Raw genomic sequence first — 18182 nt, forward strand, 5'->3', positions numbered from 1 at the left:
CTTCCCATCCCGAACAGGACCGTGAAACGACTCCACGCCGATGATAGTGCGGATTGCCCGTGTGAAAGTAGGTCATCGTCAGGCTCCTCATGCTGTAACGACTGAACCCCGGTCTCTCGACACGAGAACCGGGGTTCTGGCGTTTACGCCCTCGTTTCGGGGTGTCGTCAGGCCCGCCTACGCGCCGGCGCCGGATCAGACGTGCCCGCAATAACGCGATCGAGCTGTTCGCTCGCCGCCGTGACAGCCCAAAGCGGCGCGCGATGCAGTTGCCGATCGTAATTCGTCGCGATCGACGCGAAAAGCGCGAATCCCGCTTCGTCCAGCTTCCATTCACCGCTTTCCTTGCCCCTATCGAATACCGCCGCCGCGATGCGATCCGCGGCGCAGAATTCTTCGCGGCTCATCGAACCGAAACCTGCTTCGGCCAGATAGCCGGCTAGCAGCATGATCTGCGTGAGCGTCTGCGCGTCGGTTTTGCTGCCGGCTCCGCGGCGCAACGCGTCGAGCGATAGATGCACCCGCAATGCGAGATCGTCGGCGATTTGACGGGGCATGGGCAACAGCATGGCTTTGGCATGCCGTGCCCGGGCGACGCCCGTGTTGCGGGACAAGGGAATGGGGTGTGCCATGAAGGTCCAATGGGTTTGCCTGAGGGTTTGCCTAAGCACACGCAATAACGGCACGCTCAGAAAAAGGTTGAGCCTTCACGCATGCTCATCAGCTGAGACGCCCGCAGGAAGGCATTTCTGCACCAAATCATCGCTGTCCGGCAGCGTAACCGTCAGATTCCCACCGTGTCATAGCCTTGATGCAACCCCGCGTTTAGAGCGATTCCAGCACCAGGCGGCTTACACGATCGCTTACTCGTCGAAAGGCGACGGCTCTTCCACGTCCCACGGCAACCACTCAACAGCCGGAGTTAAACCTATCTATCATGGTGAAAAGACCACGGCTGGCTTGAGGAAAAAAGCGACCAGCGGATCCATCCACGCTGTCTTCAACACGAGGAAGCATCGATGCAAGCTCATTCATCAACCCTTGTCGCGACGCTCGCCGATTGGCGGATCGGCGCGAGTGGTAAAGACGGCGCATGCCGTGTCGCGTTGACGGAACTGGATGACGAGACGCACGAGCCGTTCATCGCACGGGCGAAGGAGGCCGGCAACGTGCTGTCGCAAGTCACGCTGAACGCCGCGTCGAACGCGAGGAGCGCACGCGCATGAAAATCCTGATCGCGCGGATGAACCACGAGACCAACACGTTCTCGCCAGTGGCGACGCCGCTCGCCGCGTTCGGCCGCAGCGGCCCGAGCTATGGCCGCGATGCGTTCGACGAAAACAAGGGCATGCAGACCGCGATGGCCGCGTTCATCGATGCGGCCGAGCGCGCGCATGCCGAGATCGTGACGCCGGTGTCCGCATCGGCGAATCCGAGCGGGCCGGTCGAGGCTGCCGCTTACGATGCGATCTGCGACGCAATCATCGCGGCCGCACCGGGTTGCGACGCCGTCATGCTCGACCTGCACGGCGCGATGGTTGCCGAGAACTCGAACGACGGCGAAGGCGATCTGCTCGAGCGCGTGCGCGCATTGCTACCGGATGCGCCGATCGCGGTCGCGCTCGATCTGCATGGCAACGTCACGCAGAAAATGATCGACAACGCCAACGTGATCGTGAGCTTCAAGACCTATCCGCACGTCGACATGTACGAGACCGGCGCACACGCGGCGCGGCTGCTGTTCGACATGATCGAGGGCAAGGCGAAGCCGGTGATCGCATGGCGCCAGCCGCCGCTGCTCACGCACACGCTGCGCAGCGCGACCGGCGAAGGCGCGATGAAACGCGCGGTCGATGCCGCGCGCGCCGCTGAAGCCGGCGGCATGCTCGCGGTGTCGGTACTGGCGGGCTTCTCGCTTGCCGATATCGCCGCGCCGTGCATCAGCGTCGTGGTCGTAGCCGACGGCGAACGCGCGCACGCCGAAGCGGTCGCGGAACACATCGCGCGGCAGATCTGGCGCGAGCGTGATGACTTCGTTTATCGCAGCACACCGCTGGCCGAGTCGGTCGCGCAGGCGGCGTCACTCGCGCGCGGCGCCGACAAACCGGTCCTGTTGCTCGATCACGGCGACAACTGCATGTCGGGCGGCACGTGCGACACGATGGATCTGCTTGAAGAAGCATTGGCGCAGAATCTCGAAGGCATCGTCAGCGGACCGTTGTGCGATCCGCAGGCCGTCGCGGCGTTGATGGCAGCGGGCGTCGGCAGCACGGTCACGGTGACGATCGGCAACAAGCTCACGAGCGATGCGCTGCCGTCGCGCCCACCGCTTGCCGTGACCGGCGTCGTGCGTGCGCTGACCGATGGTGAATACGTGATCAGCGGCCCGACTTACACCGGGCAGCGCGCGTTCATGGGACGCGCCGCAGTGCTCGACACGGGCACCGTGAAGCTCGTCGTGACCGAGCATACACATGAACCATGGGATCTCGGCGTGTTCGAAAGCGTCGGTATCGATCCGCGTCGCGCGCGCTTTTTGCTGCTCAAATCGCGCATGTATTGCCGGCCGGTTTTCGTGCCGATTTCCGCGGCGTTGGTGGAATGCGATAGCCGTGGCGTCACGAGTTCTGACTACGGTCTCTTCAGGTTTGAACATGTGAAACGGCCCGTTTATCCGCTCGATACGCAGACCGGGTGGCCGCAACGAACTGACTGAAGCACGCACGTTGCGATAAATTGCGCAGAGGACTTGTGCGGCGCACATGGAGTCTCTATAATTCGCGCCTCTAAAGGCTCGTAGCTCAGTTGGTTAGAGCACCACCTTGACATGGTGGGGGTCGTTGGTTCGAATCCAATCGAGCCTACCAACGCATCTGTGACGTAGACGAAAGCGGCTGCGCTTTCGTCTACGGTCCTGCCAATTCAATTCAATTCAATTCAATTCAAGCGCCAGCAGTCCTGGCAGTTCCCTCGTAGTTTCTCGAATCAGCAGCACGTCCCCCGTTTTCTTTGCCTGTGGCTCGACGCTTGCGCGAGTACTTTGGTGCGCTCACACATACGGCTCACGGCATCGCATCGTCTTGCGCCAATGCGCGGTACAGTTAGGCTATCCGCTTTCGTCACTGACTAAACGGCCGTCGCGCGCTACGCGATACTGGCCGCCGCAAAGGGAGCTGACGCAATGAAGAAGCTCATCAATGATGTGTCCACCGTGGTCCCCGATATGCTCGACGGGCTCGTGGCGCTCAATCCTCATCTCGCGCTCCTGCATGGCGGCACGATCGTCGTGCGCGCCGATGCCGCAGCCGCAGCCGCACGCGGCGAAGTCGCGCTGATCTCGGGCGGCGGTTCGGGCCACGAGCCCGCGCATGGCGGCTACGTGGGCCACGGCATGCTGAGTGCAGCGGTGGCCGGTGAAGTCTTCACGTCACCTTCCACGGATGCCGTGCTCGACGCGATACGCGCGGTTGCCGGTCCCGCGGGCGTGTTGCTGATCGTGAAGAACTACACGGGCGACCGCTTCAATTTCGGCCTTGCCGCCGAGATCGCGCGTGCCGAGGGCATTCCCGTCGACATGGTGATCGTCGCTGACGACGTCGCGCTAAGCGCGAGCGGCGATCACGCTGGCCGTCGCGGACTCGCGGGTACGGTGCTGGTTCACAAGATCGCGGGCGCAGCGGCCGCAAGCGGCATGCCGCTCGCCGAGGTCGCGCGGATCGCACGCGAGACGGCCGCATCGCTCGGTACGATGGGCGTTGCGCTCACGCCGTGCACGGTGCCTGCGGCGGGCAAGCCGGGCTTCGAGCTGGCCGATGGCGAAATCGAATGGGGTCTCGGCATTCATGGCGAACCGGGCGTCGCGCGCGGCGCGCTGGAGCCAGCCGGTGTGATCGTGGGCAAGCTGCTCGCGAAGATCGTCGGCGATCTGGCTTTGCAGGCGGGTGAGCGCGTGGCGCTGCTCGTGAACAACCTTGGCGGCACGCCGTCGAGCGAATTGAACGTGGTGGCCGGGGCCGCGTTGCGCGAACTGGATACGCGTGGCATCGAGGTCGAGCGCGCATGGGCCGGCACGTTTCTGAGCGCGCTGGAGATGGCGGGTGTTTCGCTGACACTGCTGCGCGTGGACGATGAGCGGCTTGCCCTGCTCGATGCCGCCGCGCAAACGAGCGCATGGCCTGGGTTGAGCGGCCGCGTCGCGCAGGTGTCGGTGCGGTCCGCGCCTGCCGCGCCGCAACGCGCGAGCAGCGCGACGCTCGCGCGTGAAGCGACGCTGCGCCGCGTGATTGAAGCCGTTTGCGCGTGTCTGCTGGAAGCGGAGCCGGCGTTGACTGAAATGGACCAGCGTGTCGGCGACGGCGATCTCGGCATCAGCCTCGCGCGCGGCGCACGCGCCGTGCAACACGAACTCGATTCGTATGCGGCCGAGTCGTCCCCGGGGGCGGTGTTGCGCGGCATGTCCGCGACGCTGCGGCGCGTGGTCGGCGGCACCTCGGGCCCGTTGTACGCAGTGATGCTGCTGCGCGCGGCGGCCGCGCTCGAACAGTCGGGCGGGAGCACGGCGCAGCAGTGGGCTGCGGCGTTCAGCGCCGGTGTGGATGGATTGATGGAGTTGGGTGGTGCCAAGCCTGGCGACCGCACGATGGTCGATGCGCTCAAGCCCGCCGCCGACGCGCTGGAGAACGCGCTCGCGCAATCGGCGACACTCGCTGCGGCCTTGACCGCGGCCGTCGCTGCGGCCGTTGAAGGCACCTCACGTACTGCGTCGATGCATCCGCGCCGCGGGCGCTCGAGTTACGTGGGCGATCGCGCGCTCGGTCATGTGGATCCCGGCGCGCATGCAGTGGCGTTGTGGCTCGCGGCGATTCGCGAGGCGCTCGCGGCGGCGTAGGCGTAGGCGCGCCTCACGGCCGCAGCAGATCGAAGCCTGCAAGCGCTACGACGCCGCTCAAGGCGATCAGTGCCACCGAGTGCTGCCCGGCATACAACAACCCGGCTGCCGACCAGCAGGTCACGGCGAATGCGACGATACGTTTCATGTTTCTACAACCCGGAGCTGAATAGCGGCGCGGCTTCAGAAGCCCAGCGCAACCGCGAGCAAACCGCTCACGACACCGCATAGCGCGACCGCCAGCGCGACCACCGTCAGCACGCGCCTGGGAAACGAGCGCCAGAGCATCGCGAGCGACGGCACGCTGACGAGCGGCAGCGTCATCAACAGCGCGCCGGCGGGGCCCGCCGCCATGCCGAACGAGAGCATCGCCTGAATGATCGGCACTTCGCCCGCGGTCGGGATCACGAACAGCGTACCGGCAATCGACAGCGCGATGATCCACAGCAGGCTGTTGTCGATGTCCGGTCCGATGTGCGGAAACAGCCACGCGCGCGCCGCGCCGAGAATCAGCACGAGCGCGATGTATTCGGGCACGAGGCGCAGCGTCATCTGGCCGAGGATTTTTACCCAGCGCGTGAACGCGGTGCCCGGATCGTCGGTGCTGATCAGCTCGGCGACGGCCGCCTGCGACGCTTGCGCTTCCTTCGGCGTGACCATGCGGTTCACGACGTAGCCGAGGCCGAACACCATCACGATGCCGAGCGCGAGGCGCAGGCCCATCCACTGCCAGCCGAGCACGAAGCCCATGAAAATGAGCGTGGCCGGATTGAGCGCGGTGTTGCCGAGCCAGAACGCGACCGCCGCGCCCGGCGCCGCCTCGCGCGCACGCAGACCGGCGACGACCGGCGCCGCGCAGCAGGTGCACATCATGCCCGGCAACGACATCAGGCCGCCCTTCACGACGCTGCTGAAATCGGTGCGGCCGAGCGCCCGTGCGACCCACTGCGGCGGAATCAGCGCCTGCACCGCGGAGCCGAGCAGCAGGCCGAGCACCATCGCTTGCCAGATTGCCTTGCCGTACGCGAGCGCGTAGTCGATGGCGGCTTGCCAGGACGCCGCCGGCGCGTTCGCCGACGTGCCCATCAGGATCGACTTGCCGATCGAATGCTGGCTCGCGGCGACGAACGCGCGGTTGTAGTACGGGAACCACTTCACATAGAAGAGGCCGACGACGGCGATCAGCAAAAAGACGATCCAGCCGAGCGCGACGCGAGGTTGCCGAAGGGTAGATTGCATGTGGGTTTCCAGATTGTTGTTTTGAGTCAGCCGGCGACGAGCGTGCGACTTTCAAGCTGCGCAAGCAGCGCTTTCGCCTGCTCGACGACGTCGGCGTCGTTCGGCCGGAAATCGAGTTGCAGCGCGTTGGGCAACTGGTCGAAATGTTGATCGCTGCTGCGCGCATAAGCGGGGTCGTAATGCCGTTCGATCAGCTCTCCCGCGAGTTCGGCGCGCCGGTTTTCGTCGACCAGACCCAGCCAGCCCGTCACCCGCTCGCGGCTATGCAGCCCGATCAGCTTTTGCAGCTGTTCTTTCAGGTGCTCGGGATGGTCGAACAGGTGCGCGTAATCGTGCAGCAGGAACGTCGCGCGATCCTCGCGGCTCGAGCGCACCTCGACGCATGCGCCGCGATGGAACGTCTCGAGTAGCGCGAGCGGCAGCGTAATCGAGCCGATGCGCCGGCTTTCCGCTTCGACGAACACCGGCTGGCCCGGGTCGAAGCCGCGCAGCGCGCTGACGAGCAGCGTGTCGAAACGCTTCTGCGACGGCTGCGGCACGCCCGCCCACGCGCCGAGCAACGAGCCGCGATGCGATGCGAGCGCTTCGAGGTCGAGCGTCTGCGCGCCCGCCTGGTTCAGCGCCGACAGCAGACGCGTCTTGCCGCTGCCGGTTGGGCCGACGAGCGCGATGTAGGTGAAGGTTTTCGGCAGCGTGTCGAGCGTATCGAGCGTCGCGCGCCGGTAGCTTTTGTAGCCGCCGTCCAGTTGCCGCGCCTGCCAGCCGATCATGTTGAACAGCGTCGTGACCGAGCCCGAGCGCTTGCCGCCGCGCCAGCAGTAGATGAGCGGGCGCCAGTTGCGCGGCCGGTCGGCGAACGTCGTTTCCAGATGATGCGCGATGTTGCGCGCGACCAGCGCCGCGCCGAGCCGCGTACCCTCGAACGGCGACACCTGCTTGTAGGTCGTGCCGACCAGTACGCGCTCTTCGTTGCTCAGCACCGGCGCGTTGATCGCGCCCGGAATATGGTCTTCCGCAAACTCGAGCGGTGTGCGTACGTCGACGATTTCATCGAAATCACCGGCTTTGTCGAGGGTGACGAGAAGGCTTTTCAAGGGAGTAGGGACGAAACGGACCGCGGGAAGTATGAAATTATCGCATGGGCGGCCTGGTTGGGCCGATTGCGGGGCGCTTCAGCCTTCGCGCCGGTGCGCTGCCACAGCCTTTTCATGCCGGTCCGCGGCGCCGGCCTTCCTTTCCGTTCGTCGCCCGCTTTCGCTCGGGCCTTGCCCGCCTTGGCGTCAGACCACTTCGACCCGCGCTTGCCCGCTCACCATCTCGCCGATCACGCGCGCATCGCCAAAGCCATCGGCACGGAACAACGCGAGCACCTCGTCGACCGCGTCCGGCGCGCACGACACCAGCAGCCCGCCCGAAGTCTGCGGATCGGTCAGCAGTGCGCGAGCCGCCGGCGGCAGCGTCGCGGGCAGTACGACGTCGCGGCCATACGCGTCCCAGTTGCGTCCCGACGCGCCGGTGACGATGCCGGCTTCCGCGAGACTCTCGACGTTGGGCAGCCAGGGCAAATCCGCGTAACGCACGCGGGCGGTCAGCTTCGAGCCGCGCGCGAGTTCGAGCGTGTGGCCGAGCAGGCCGAAGCCGGTGATGTCGGTGAGCGCGTGCACGCCGTCGAGCCGCGCGAGTTCCGCGCCCGGACGGTTCAGCCTGGTGGTCGCGCCGATCATCGCCGCGTAGCCCGCCGCGTCGAGCCGGTCTTTCTTGAGCGCGGCCGAGAGAATGCCGACGCCGAGCGGCTTGCCGAGAATCAGCACGTCGCCGGCCTGGCCGCCCGCATTGCGCTTCACGCGCCTGGGATCGACGACGCCGAGTGCGACGAGCCCGTAGATCGGCTCGACCGAATCGATCGAATGGCCGCCCGCGAGCGGAATGCCGGCGTCGGCGCAGACCGATTCGCCGCCCTTGAGCACGGCGGCAATCACGTCGTGCGGCAACACGTTGATCGGCATGCCGACGATCGCGAGCGCCATGATCGGCTTGCCGCCCATCGCGTAGACGTCGGACAGCGCATTGGTCGCGGCGATGCGGCCGAAGTCGAACGGGTCGTCGACGATCGGCATGAAGAAGTCGGTGGTCGCGACGATCGCCTGCTCGTCGTTGAGCTTGTAGACGGCGGCGTCGTCGGCGGTATCGTTGCCGACCAGCAGGTCGGGGAAGAACGGCAGCGGCGCGCTGCGCTTGAGCAGGTCGGCGAGCAGGCCGGGAGCGATCTTGCAGCCGCAGCCGCCGCCGTGCGACAGGCTCGTGAGGCGGGGCGGCTGGCTGGCTTGGGCGTGGGTCATGAGGGCGGGAGGTCCGGTTCTTCGAATGACCGCATTATGAAGGCTGTTGATATCCCGTGCAGCGTTGAAGAACGTTTGCGTCGTGCTGCTGCGTCGCAAAAACTGCGCGCGTGGGAGGTGAGAGAGACGTAAAGAAGCGCGGAAAGAGACCAGAAAAGAGGCACGAGCAAAGCAATACATGGGAGCGAAATAACCCATCGATAAGATTGACTCATTGCCCGCATAGGCGGCAGAAATAATTTCCGGCTTCAGAAATAAACAGCCGTTCGAGTCGCCGCCTTTCATTGAATCGGCAATGGTATTTCATATTTGCCAGTTGAAAGATGCGTTGCGATCTCGCGGCATGTAGCGAAATCCGCACCTATAATTAATTTCGTCCCCAAAAGAGCCGAGGCCATGCAATGACTCAAATGTCCCGGCGACAATTCCTGAAGGTCTCCGCCTCCACGCTCGCCGGATCGAGTCTTGCCCTGATGGGCTTCTCACCGGCACCCGCGTTGGCGGAAGTCCGTCAGTACAAGTTGTCGCGCGCAACCGAAACCCGCAACACCTGCCCGTACTGCTCGGTGGGCTGCGGCGTCCTCATGTATGGGCTTGGCGACGGCGCCAAGAACGCGAAGACGAGCATCATCCACATCGAGGGCGACCCCGATCATCCGGTCAACCGCGGCACGCTGTGCCCGAAGGGCGCGAGCCTGATCGATTTCATTCATAGCGAGAGCCGCCTGAAGTACCCCGAGTACCGCGCGGCCGGGTCGAACGAATGGAAACGCATTTCGTGGGACGACGCGCTCGACCGCATCGCGAAGCTCATGAAGGAAGACCGCGACGCGAACTTCGTCGAGACGACCGAAGACGGCAAGAAGGTCAACCGCTGGCTGACCACCGGCATGCTCGCGGCATCTGCCGGTAGCAACGAAGTCGGTTATCTGACGCATAAGGCTGTCCGCAGCCTTGGGATGCTCGCATTCGACAATCAGGCGCGTGTCTGACATGGCCCGACGGTGGCAGGTCTTGCCCCGACGTTTGGCCGTGGAGCGATGACGAACCATTGGGTCGACATCAGAAACGCGGACGTGATTCTCGTGATGGGCGGCAATGCGGCCGAGGCGCACCCGTGCGGTTTCAAATGGGTCACTGAAGCCAAGGCGCACCGCAAGGCGCGCCTGATCGTGGTCGACCCGCGCTTCACGCGCACGGCCTCGGTCGCCGATTACTACGCGCAGATTCGCACCGGCTCGGACATTGCGTTCCTCGGCGGGGTCATCAATTACCTGCTCACGAACGACAAGATCCAGCACGAGTACGTGAAGAACTACACGGACATGTCGTTCATCGTCCGTGAAGACTTCGCGTTCAACGACGGCCTGTATTCCGGCTACAACGCCGGGAAGCGCAGCTACGACAAGACCTCGTGGGACTACGAGCGCGGCGACGACGGCTTCGCCAAGGTCGACCCGACGCTGCAGAACCCGCGCTGCGTCTATCAACTGCTCAAGCAGCACTACTCGCGCTATACGCCCGAGCAGGTCGAGAAAATCTGCGGCACGCCGAAGGAGAAATTCCTGCACGTGTGCGAGATGCTCGCGTCGACGGCGGTGCCGGGACGGGCGGGCACGATCATGTACGCGCTCGGCTGGACGCATCACTCGATCGGCTCGCAGATCATCCGCACCGGCGCGATGGTGCAATTGCTGCTCGGCAACATCGGCATCGCGGGCGGCGGCATGAACGCGCTGCGCGGTCACTCGAACATCCAGGGGCTGACGGACCTCGGCCTGATGTCGAACCTGCTGCCGGGCTACATGACGCTGCCGATGGAAGCGGAGCAGGACTTCGACGCCTACATCGCGAAGCGCGCCACGCAGCCGCTGCGGCCGAACCAGTTGAGCTACTGGCGCAACTACCGCGCGTTCCACGTGAGCTTCATGAAGTCGTGGTGGGGCGATAACGCGAATGCCGGGAACAACTTCGGTTTCGACTATCTGCCGAAGCTCGACAAGTCCTACGACATGCTGCAGGTCTTCGAGCTGATGAACCAGGGCAAGATGACCGGCTATATCGCGCAGGGCTTCAACCCGCTCGCCGCGGCGCCGTTCAAGGCGAAGATCGGCGCGAGCCTCGCCAAGCTGAAGTGGCTCGTCATCATGGATCCGCTCGCGACCGAAACGTCCGAGTTCTGGAAGAACCACGGCCCGTTCAACGACGTCGACGCGGCTTCGATCCAGACCGAGGTGTTCCGCCTGCCCACCACCTGCTTCGCGGAAGAGCGCGGCTCGCTCGTGAGTTCGAGCCGCGTGCTGCAGTGGCACTGGCAGGGCGCGGACGGCCCGGGCGAAGCGAAGAGCGACCTCGAGATCATGTCGGGGTTGTGGCTGCGCATCCGCGAGGCTTATCGCAAGGACGGCGGCAAGTATCCCGATCCGATCCTCAACATGAGCTGGCCGTATTCGAACCCGGAGAGCCCGACGCCCGAAGAACTCGCGATGGAGTTCAACGGTAAGGCGCTCGCCGACGTCACCGATCCCACCGACAAAACCAAAGTGCTCGCGAAGAAGGGCGAGCAACTCCCGGGCTTCGCGCTGCTACGCGACGACGGCAGCACCGCGAGCGGCTGCTGGATCTTCTGCGGAGCATGGACCCAGGCGGGCAACCAGATGGGCCGCCGCGACAACTCGGACCCGACAGGCATCGGCAACACGCTGAACTGGGCGTGGGCGTGGCCCGCGAACCGGCGGATTCTGTACAACCGCGCATCGTGCGACTTGAGCGGCAAGCCATTCGACCCGACCCGCAAGCTGATCGCGTGGAACGGTGCGACGTGGTCGGGCGCCGACGTGCCGGACTTCAAGATCGACGAGCCGCCGCAAAACGGCATGAATCCGTTCATCATGAATCCGGAAGGCGTCGCGCGTTTCTTCGCGCGCGACGGCCTCGTCGAGGGGCCGTTCCCCGAGCACTACGAGCCGTTCGAAACGCCGCTCGGCTACAACCCGCTGCATCCGGACAACAAGGCTGTCGTCAGCAACCCGGCGGCGCGCGTGTTCCCGGACGACCAGGCCGCGTTCGGCACGCACGAGAACTTCCCGCATACGGCGACCACCTATCGTCTGACCGAGCATTTCCACTACTGGACCAAGCATGCGCGCCTGAACGCGATCATCCAGCCGGAGCAGTTCGTGGAGATCGGCGAGGACCTCGCGAAGGAGATCGGCGTCGTGGCCGGCGAGCGCATCAAGGTGTCGTCGAACCGCGGGCATGTGATTGCCGTGGCGCTCGTGACCAAGCGGATCAAGCCACTGATGATCGAGGGGAAAAAGGTACAGACAGTCGGCCTGCCGCTGCATTGGGGCTTCAAGGGGCTCACGAGGCCGGGCTATCTCGTCAATACGCTGACGCCCTCCGTGGGCGACGGGAATTCGCAGACACCCGAATTCAAGTCGTTTCTCGTCAAGGTCGAAAAGGCATAAGGAAAAGAGATGGCACTGCAATCACTAGACATCAGACGCCTTTCGGCCACGACCGTGCCGCCGCCGCAGGTGCGCGAGCCGGCCACCGGCTCGGTCGCCAAGCTCATCGACGTATCGAAGTGCATCGGCTGCAAGGCGTGTCAGACGGCCTGCATGGAGTGGAACGATCTGCGCGACGAGATCGGCTACAACACCGGCGTCTACGACAATCCCGCCGATCTGACCGAGCATTCGTGGACTGTCATGCGGTTTTCGGAGTACGAGAATTCCGCCGGCGATCTCGAATGGCTGATCCGCAAGGACGGCTGCATGCATTGCGAGGATCCGGGCTGCCTGAAGGCCTGCCCGTCGCCCGGCGCGATCGTGCAGTACACGAACGGCATCGTCGATTTCCACGAGGAAAACTGCATCGGCTGCGGCTATTGCATCACCGGCTGCCCGTTCAACGTGCCGCGTCTGTCGAAGAAAGACCACCGCGTGTACAAGTGCACGCTGTGCTCGGATCGCGTGGCGGTCGGCCAGGAGCCCGCGTGCGTGAAGACCTGCCCGACCGGCGCGATCATGTTCGGCACCAAGGAGGACATGAAGCAGCAGGCCGAGGACCGCATCGTCGATCTGAAAGACCGCGGTTTCCAGAACGCCGGTCTCTACGACCCGGCAGGCGTCGGCGGCACGCACGTGATGTATGTGCTGCATCACGCCGACCGGCCGTCGCTGTATCACGGCCTGCCGGACAATCCACGCATCAGTCCGATGGTCGCGTTGTGGAAGGGCATTGCGAAGCCGCTCGCGCTGGCAGGCATGGCGCTCGCGGCCGTGGCCGGCTTCTTCCACTACACGCGCGTCGGTCCGAACGAGGTGAGCGAGGCAGACGAAGCCGCGGCTCTGCAGGAAGCCGATGAAGCACGCCGTTCGCGGGAGGACACCCAATGAAACACTCTGAGCAAACCGGGCTGACGGACGTGAAGGGCAACCGTCTGATCGTGCGCTACACGCCGAACGAGCGCACGAATCACTGGATCACCGCGATCTCGTTCGTGCTGCTCGCGCTGTCCGGCCTCGCGATGTTTCATCCGGCGATGGCCTTTCTCTACGCGGTTCTCGGCGGCGGGCAATGGACGCGGATTCTGCATCCGTTCATCGGCTGCGTGATGTTCATCTCGTTCCTGATACTTGCGCTGCGCTTCTGGCATCACAACTATCTCGACCGCGCCGACATCCAGTGGATGAAGCAGATCGACGACGTGCTGAACAATCGCGAGGAAAAGCTCCCCGCGATCGGCAAGTACAACGCCGGCCAGAAGCTGCTGTTCTTCACGATGGTGATCTGCCTCGTGCTGCTGCTGTTGAGCGGCATCGTGATCTGGCGGCGCTACTTCTCGTTCTATTTTCCGATCGAGATCATCCGGCTCGCGGTGGTTGTGCATGCGGCGGCGGCGTTCGTGCTGATCGTCGGTATCATCGTGCATATCTATGCGGCGCTGTGGGTCAAGGGCTCGATCGGCGCGATGACGCGCGGCACCGTTACCTACGGCTGGGCGAGGAAGCACCATCCGAACTGGTTCCGGGAGACCATCGGCAAATGAGTCGCAAATAAGCAGCCGATCAACACCCATCGGGGCGCGTTCCACTGCGCCGTTCGCAGCGCACCGGGCCGCCGCTCCTCGTCGATGACGGGCGGCGGCTCTTCAGTTTTCAGAGGTCGATACCTTGGTTCAACGCATTCTCGACGCCGGCGACATCGAATCGCTCGATCACACGGCGATTCCCCGCCTGCGCATGCCCGAGCGGCTCGCGGTATTCGCGCCGCGCGCCGCGCGCCTGCGGCAGCTCGCGTCGCTCAATAATCCGATCGCCGGCTATCTGCGCCTGATGGCGGTGCTCGCCGACGCGCAACAGGCGGTGATTGCGAACTTCAAGGCGCAGCCCCCGAGCGCCGAGCTGATCGCGAGCGCGCAGCAGCATTCGATGCCGCTGATTCCGGCGTTTTCCGGTGTGCGCGATCCCGCGTGGCAGGACGTGCTGCGTCAGTTGCTCGACAAGGTCGAAGCGGCGGGTCCGCTCACACCGCCGCTCGCCGCATTGATCGCGCGGCTGCGCTCGCTCGATGCCGCCGCGCTCGACGTCCAGGCCGACGCGCTCTTCGCGCAGCGTTTCGAGGAAATCGATCCGGCGAGCGCGCCGTTCATCATGGCCGCGCTGCAGGTCGTGTGGACCGACCTCGCCGCCGACATCGACAAGCGCGCGGTACCCTACGTCGACACGCCGGGCCTGTGCCCCGTGTGCGGGTCGCATCCGGTCGCGAGCACGGTGAGGGTGGGCGGCGCGTACGATAACTACCGTTATCTGCAATGCGGCCTGTGCGCGACCGAGTGGCACATGGTGCGCGTCAAATGCTCGAACTGCGATTCGACCAAGGGCATCGCGTATCACGTGGTCGGCTCGCCCGAGGCCGACGTGGCCGCGCGTGAAGCCGAATCGAAAAATGCCGCGCTGAAGGCGGAGTCGTGCGACGAATGCCATACTTACCGCAAGATCGGCTTTCTGGCGAAAGACTTCGACTTCGATCCGTTCGCGGACGATCTCGCAAGCCTCACGCTCGATCTGCTGATGGGCGCGGAAGGCTACCGGCGCGCGTCGCCGCATCCGTGGCTGTGGCCGGAGCAGGCAGCCGGCGCGGCGGAGCCGGACGGCGAATCCACCTAGCGGCGGCGGGATGCAAGGTCGAAGCGCAAAGTCAAAGCGGGTTCAAAACGACACAAGGATTGCCTCGTGAGCGATGTGAGCGGCTCGGAATTGCGTGCGCTGATGGCGCGCGTGCCGTCGGTGGAAAAGGTCATGGCGTCGGCGGAGTTCGCGCCGCTCGTGAGTGGCTATGGACGCACCCAGGTGCTGAACGCGCTGCGCGATGCGCTCGACGCGTGGCGGCTGCGCGCGCAATCGGCAGACGCTGAGGGTAACCCGCCGCTCGGCGCGCTCGATAGCGCGCAATTGCAGGCCACGGTCGAAGCGGCGCTGCGCGGGCGCAACGAATCGCGTCTGCGCAGCGTCTTCAATCTGACCGGCACGGTGCTGCACACGAACCTCGGCCGCGCGCTCTTGCCCGACGAATCGGTGCGGGCCGTGATGACCGCGCTCACGCAACCCGCGAACCTCGAATTCGATCTCGCCACCGGCAAGCGCGGCGACCGCGACGATCTGATCGACGAACTGATCTGCGAGCTGACCGGCGCCGAAGCCGCGACCGTGGTCAACAACAACGCGGCGGCGGTGCTGCTCACACTGTCGGCGCTGGCGGCGAAGAAGGAAGTCGTCGTGTCGCGCGGTGAACTCGTCGAAATTGGCGGCGCGTTTCGCATTCCTGACATCATGAGCCGCGCGGGCGCGAAGCTCCGCGAAGTCGGCACAACGAACCGCACGCATCTTAAGGACTACGACGAAGCGATCAATGCGCGTACCGCGCTGCTCATGAAAGTCCACGCGAGCAACTACGCGATCAGCGGATTCACGAAGGAAGCCGGCCTCGCCGAAATCGCGCCGCTCGCGCATGCGCGCGGCCTCGCGGTGGCCGTCGATCTCGGCAGCGGCACGCTCGTCGACCTGAGCGAATGGGGTTTGCCGCGCGAGCCGACCGTGCGCGAAACCGTCGAGGCCGGCGCCGATATCGTTACGTTCAGCGGCGACAAATTGCTCGGCGGCCCGCAGGCCGGGTTGATCGTCGGGCGGCGCGATCTGATCGCGAAGATCAAGAAGCATCCGTTGAAGCGCGCGCTGCGCGTCGGCAAGCTCACGCTCGCGGCGCTGGAGCCGGTGTTGCAGCTATATCGCGCGCCGGAGAAACTGGCCGAGAGGCTCACTACGCTGCGCCTGCTCACGCGTTCCGCCGACGAGATTCACAGTGCCGCGCAGCGCGTGCAGCTGGTGTTGCAGCAGGCGCTCGGCGCGCGCTACACGGTGGCCGCGGAGCCGATGTTCAGCCAGATCGGCAGCGGCGCGTTGCCGGTCGACGTGCTGCCGAGCCATGGCCTCGTCGTCAGGATGGCCGACGGCAAGCGGGGCGGCCGTCATCTGCTCGCGCTCGAAAAGCAGTTGCGCGAGATGGCGCGGCCCGTGATCGGGCGGATCGCGGACGACGCATTGCGCCTCGATCTGCGCTGCCTCGAAGCCGCCGATGAGGCGCAATTGATCGCGCAATTGACGGCGCAGTATCAGGGCAAATGAGGGGGCAACTGAACGAGTAAAGGAGTGAGTGGGCAGTTGAGCGGCAATCGAAGAGCAACCAATTGAGCAACTGAAGGGCAGGCACGCATGATCGTCGGCACGGCGGGGCATATCGACCACGGTAAAACGAGTCTCGTGAAGGCGTTGACGGGCGTCGATACGGACCGCCTCAAGGAAGAAAAAGCGCGCGGCATCTCGATCGAACTCGGCTACGCGTATGTGCCGCTCGCGAACGGCGACGTGCTCGGCCTGATCGACGTGCCGGGCCACGAAAAGCTCGTGCACACGATGACCGCCGGCGCGAGCGGCATCGACTTCGCACTCCTCGTCATCGCCGCCGACGACGGCGTGATGCCGCAAACGCGCGAGCATCTGGCGATCGTCGAGCTGCTCGGCATCCGACGCGGCGCGATTGCGCTCACGAAGGTGGATCGCGTGGACGCACAGCGTCTGCAGGACGTGCATGCGGAAGTGGCCGCGTTCGTCAACGGCAGCGTGCTGCACGATGCGCCCGTGTTCGACACCTGCGCGACGCGCGCGGATGACGCGGGCGTGGCCGCGCTGAACGCGCATCTGCGCGAGCAGGCTGCGGCATGGCGCATGAAGCGCGACGACGGCCTGTTTCGTCTCGCGGTCGACCGCGTTTTCACGCTCGCGGGGCAGGGCACGATCGTCACCGGGACCGTGGTCGCCGGCAGCGTGAGCACTGGCGACACGATGCTGCTCGCGCCGAAAAATCAGCCGGTGCGTGTGCGCAGCATCCATGCGCAGAATCGTCCCGCCGAAACCGGCCGCGCTGGCGAGCGCTGCGCGCTGAATCTGGCCGGCATCGAGAAGAGCGCGATCGATCGCGGCGACTGGATCGTCGATGCGCGTCTGTCGCAGGCGAGCGAGCGGATCGACGTCATGCTGACGCTGCTTGCCGACGCGCCGCACGCGCTCGAACATGGGGCGCCACTGCACGTGCATCTCGGCACGCAGCATCAGGTCGCGCAGGTCGCGTTGCTCGAAGGCGAAACGCTCGGTGCGGGGCAACGCGCGCGCGTGCAACTGGTGTTCGAGCGGCCGCTGTGCGCGGTGCCGGGTGACCGCTTCGTCGTGCGCAATGCGCAGGCCAACCGCACGGTGGGCGGCGGCCACGTGCTCGATCCGTTTGCGCCCGCGCGCAAGCGGCGCTCGCCCGAACGGCTCGCATGGCTCGAAGCGATAGAGACACTGCTCGACACCGGTTCGCTCGATGCGATGCTCGCGTGCGCGCCGTGCGGTCTGTCGCGTGCGTTGCTGGAGCGCTTGACGGGCAAGCCCGCGGCCGCGCTCGTGTTATCGCCCGACACGCGTACGATCGAACTGCCGGGCCACGATGCGCTGCTCGTTGCGGGCGCAACATGGCAGGCGCTCGCCGAACGGCTGACCGGCGCGCTCGCGCAATATCACGAGCGCTCACCGGATGAGCTCGGCCCGGACGTGTCGCGCTTGCGGCGCATTGCGGCGCCTCTCGTCGACGGCGCGCTGTGGAGTGCATTGGTCGCCGATGCGGCGGCGCGCGGCGAGATCGTCAAGCGCGGGCCGTGGCTGCATCTGCCCGGCCACACGGTGACGCTCGACGACGCCGAGCGTACACTCGCAGCCGCGCTGCTGCCCGCGATCGAGGCGGGGCGTTTCGATCCGCCGTGGGTGCGCGATCTCGCGAACGTCCATGGCGTGCCCGAGGAGCGCGTGCGTCAGTTGCTGCGCAAGCTCGCGCGGCAAGGCGAACTGTTCCAGGTCGTGCACGACCTCTTCTATCATCAGAACGTGATTCGCGAACTCGCTTCGCTCGCAGCGGCCGAAGCGCGGAAGAACGCGGGCACCGTGGCGGCCGCGCCGTTTCGCGACGTCACCGGGCTGGGCAGGAAACGCGCGATCCAGCTTTTGGAGTTCTTCGACCGGGTTGGGTATACTCGCTTCCACCGTGGCCTGCACCTGTTGCGCGCGGATAGCCGTTGGCTCGATGTGGCTTGAGCCGCGGCGTGCAGTTGAGCGGCC

14 protein-coding genes, 1 tRNA gene and 1 rRNA gene are annotated in these 18182 nt (G+C 65.3%); 11 read left to right on the forward strand and 5 right to left on the reverse strand.

All coding sequences use genetic code 11. The features are described from left to right. Positions 1-84 (forward strand): 5S ribosomal RNA (gene rrf, locus B9Z01_RS37080); the annotation flags it as partial. Between the two features lie 83 nt (positions 85-167). Here the strand turns inward: rrf and B9Z01_RS30405 are convergent. After that, positions 168-632, reverse strand: a complete 465-nt coding sequence (locus B9Z01_RS30405) for a hypothetical protein (RefSeq protein WP_085489253.1) — start codon at positions 630-632, stop codon at positions 168-170. Positions 633-1019: 387 nt separating this feature from the next. Between B9Z01_RS30405 and B9Z01_RS30410 the strand changes: the two genes are divergently transcribed. From B9Z01_RS30410 to dhaK, 4 genes are all read left to right on the forward strand, one after another. Further along, positions 1020-1226 (forward strand): hypothetical protein, encoded by a 207-nt coding sequence (locus tag B9Z01_RS30410; protein WP_085489254.1) that lies wholly within the window; start codon positions 1020-1022, stop codon positions 1224-1226. Next, on the forward strand, positions 1223-2716 hold the full coding sequence (locus tag B9Z01_RS30415; protein WP_085489255.1) for a M81 family metallopeptidase: 1494 nt from the start codon (positions 1223-1225) through the stop codon (positions 2714-2716). Before B9Z01_RS30410 ends, B9Z01_RS30415 begins: the two co-directional genes overlap by 4 nt. A gap of 74 nt (positions 2717-2790) precedes the next feature. After that, positions 2791-2867 (forward strand) — tRNA-Val (locus tag B9Z01_RS30420). Positions 2868-3181: 314 nt separating this feature from the next. Then, the gene (gene dhaK, locus B9Z01_RS30425) at positions 3182-4888 is read left to right on the forward strand and encodes a dihydroxyacetone kinase subunit DhaK (RefSeq protein ID WP_085489256.1); all 1707 of its coding nucleotides are present in this window, start codon (positions 3182-3184) and stop codon (positions 4886-4888) included. A gap of 13 nt (positions 4889-4901) precedes the next feature. Here the strand turns inward: dhaK and B9Z01_RS36720 are convergent, their stop codons facing one another. The 4 genes from B9Z01_RS36720 to selD all read right to left on the reverse strand — a co-directional run bounded on the left by B9Z01_RS36720 (position 4902) and on the right by selD (position 8466). Beyond that, positions 4902-5036 (reverse strand): hypothetical protein, encoded by a 135-nt coding sequence (locus B9Z01_RS36720; RefSeq protein ID WP_275937532.1) that lies wholly within the window; start codon positions 5034-5036, stop codon positions 4902-4904. A 35-nt stretch (positions 5037-5071) separates the two neighbouring features. Then, complete coding sequence (locus B9Z01_RS30430) at positions 5072-6127, reverse strand: permease (protein WP_085489257.1); 1056 nt, start codon at positions 6125-6127, stop codon at positions 5072-5074. A gap of 26 nt (positions 6128-6153) precedes the next feature. Beyond that, positions 6154-7221 carry a tRNA 2-selenouridine(34) synthase MnmH gene (gene mnmH / locus B9Z01_RS30435; RefSeq protein ID WP_085489258.1) on the reverse strand — a complete coding sequence of 356 codons (1068 nt, stop codon included), beginning with the start codon at positions 7219-7221 and terminating at the stop codon, positions 6154-6156. Positions 7222-7407: 186 nt separating this feature from the next. Beyond that, entirely contained in the window at positions 7408-8466 is a 1059-nt protein-coding gene (gene selD, locus B9Z01_RS30440) for a selenide, water dikinase SelD (protein WP_085489259.1), read from the reverse strand. Between the two features lie 401 nt (positions 8467-8867). Between selD and fdnG the strand changes: the two genes are divergently transcribed. From fdnG to selB, 6 genes are all read left to right on the forward strand, one after another. Then, positions 8868-11936 (forward strand): formate dehydrogenase-N subunit alpha, encoded by a 3069-nt coding sequence (gene fdnG, locus B9Z01_RS30450; RefSeq protein ID WP_143809113.1) that lies wholly within the window; start codon positions 8868-8870, stop codon positions 11934-11936. 9 nt (positions 11937-11945) lie between these two features. Next, the gene (gene fdxH, locus B9Z01_RS30455; RefSeq protein ID WP_085489262.1) at positions 11946-12869 is read left to right on the forward strand and encodes a formate dehydrogenase subunit beta; all 924 of its coding nucleotides are present in this window, start codon (positions 11946-11948) and stop codon (positions 12867-12869) included. After that, positions 12866-13522 (forward strand): formate dehydrogenase subunit gamma, encoded by a 657-nt coding sequence (locus tag B9Z01_RS30460; RefSeq protein WP_085489263.1) that lies wholly within the window; start codon positions 12866-12868, stop codon positions 13520-13522. The genes fdxH and B9Z01_RS30460 overlap by 4 nt, the downstream gene beginning before the upstream one ends. 124 nt (positions 13523-13646) lie before the next feature. Then, positions 13647-14642 carry a formate dehydrogenase accessory protein FdhE gene (gene fdhE, locus B9Z01_RS30465; RefSeq protein ID WP_085489264.1) on the forward strand — a complete coding sequence of 332 codons (996 nt, stop codon included), beginning with the start codon at positions 13647-13649 and terminating at the stop codon, positions 14640-14642. Between the two features lie 66 nt (positions 14643-14708). Next, on the forward strand, positions 14709-16157 hold the full coding sequence (selA, locus tag B9Z01_RS30470) for an L-seryl-tRNA(Sec) selenium transferase (protein ID WP_085489265.1): 1449 nt from the start codon (positions 14709-14711) through the stop codon (positions 16155-16157). Between the two features lie 87 nt (positions 16158-16244). Continuing rightward, positions 16245-18158: a selenocysteine-specific translation elongation factor gene (selB, locus tag B9Z01_RS30475; RefSeq protein WP_085489266.1), complete on the forward strand. Its 1914-nt coding sequence runs from the start codon at positions 16245-16247 to the stop codon at positions 18156-18158. The last annotated feature ends 24 nt before the right edge of the window (positions 18159-18182 follow it).

This window comes from Paraburkholderia susongensis, assembly GCF_900177725.1.
GTDB lineage: Bacteria > Pseudomonadota > Gammaproteobacteria > Burkholderiales > Burkholderiaceae > Paraburkholderia > Paraburkholderia susongensis.

Bases quoted from the DNA above. Each gene is read 5' to 3' on its own strand.
- B9Z01_RS30405 (WP_085489253.1), bottom strand. From the start codon at position 632: ATGGCACACCCCATTCCCTTGTCCCGCAACACGGGCGTCGCCCGGGCA.
- B9Z01_RS30410 (WP_085489254.1), top strand. From the start codon at position 1,020: ATGCAAGCTCATTCATCAACCCTTGTCGCGACGCTCGCCGATTGGCGG.
- B9Z01_RS30415 (WP_085489255.1), top strand. From the start codon at position 1,223: ATGAAAATCCTGATCGCGCGGATGAACCACGAGACCAACACGTTCTCG.
- dhaK (WP_085489256.1), top strand. From the start codon at position 3,182: ATGAAGAAGCTCATCAATGATGTGTCCACCGTGGTCCCCGATATGCTC.
- B9Z01_RS36720 (WP_275937532.1), bottom strand. From the start codon at position 5,036: ATGAAACGTATCGTCGCATTCGCCGTGACCTGCTGGTCGGCAGCCGGG.
- B9Z01_RS30430 (WP_085489257.1), bottom strand. From the start codon at position 6,127: ATGCAATCTACCCTTCGGCAACCTCGCGTCGCGCTCGGCTGGATCGTC.
- selD (WP_085489259.1), bottom strand. From the start codon at position 8,466: ATGACCCACGCCCAAGCCAGCCAGCCGCCCCGCCTCACGAGCCTGTCG.
- fdxH (WP_085489262.1), top strand. From the start codon at position 11,946: ATGGCACTGCAATCACTAGACATCAGACGCCTTTCGGCCACGACCGTG.
- B9Z01_RS30460 (WP_085489263.1), top strand. From the start codon at position 12,866: ATGAAACACTCTGAGCAAACCGGGCTGACGGACGTGAAGGGCAACCGT.
- selB (WP_085489266.1), top strand. From the start codon at position 16,245: ATGATCGTCGGCACGGCGGGGCATATCGACCACGGTAAAACGAGTCTC.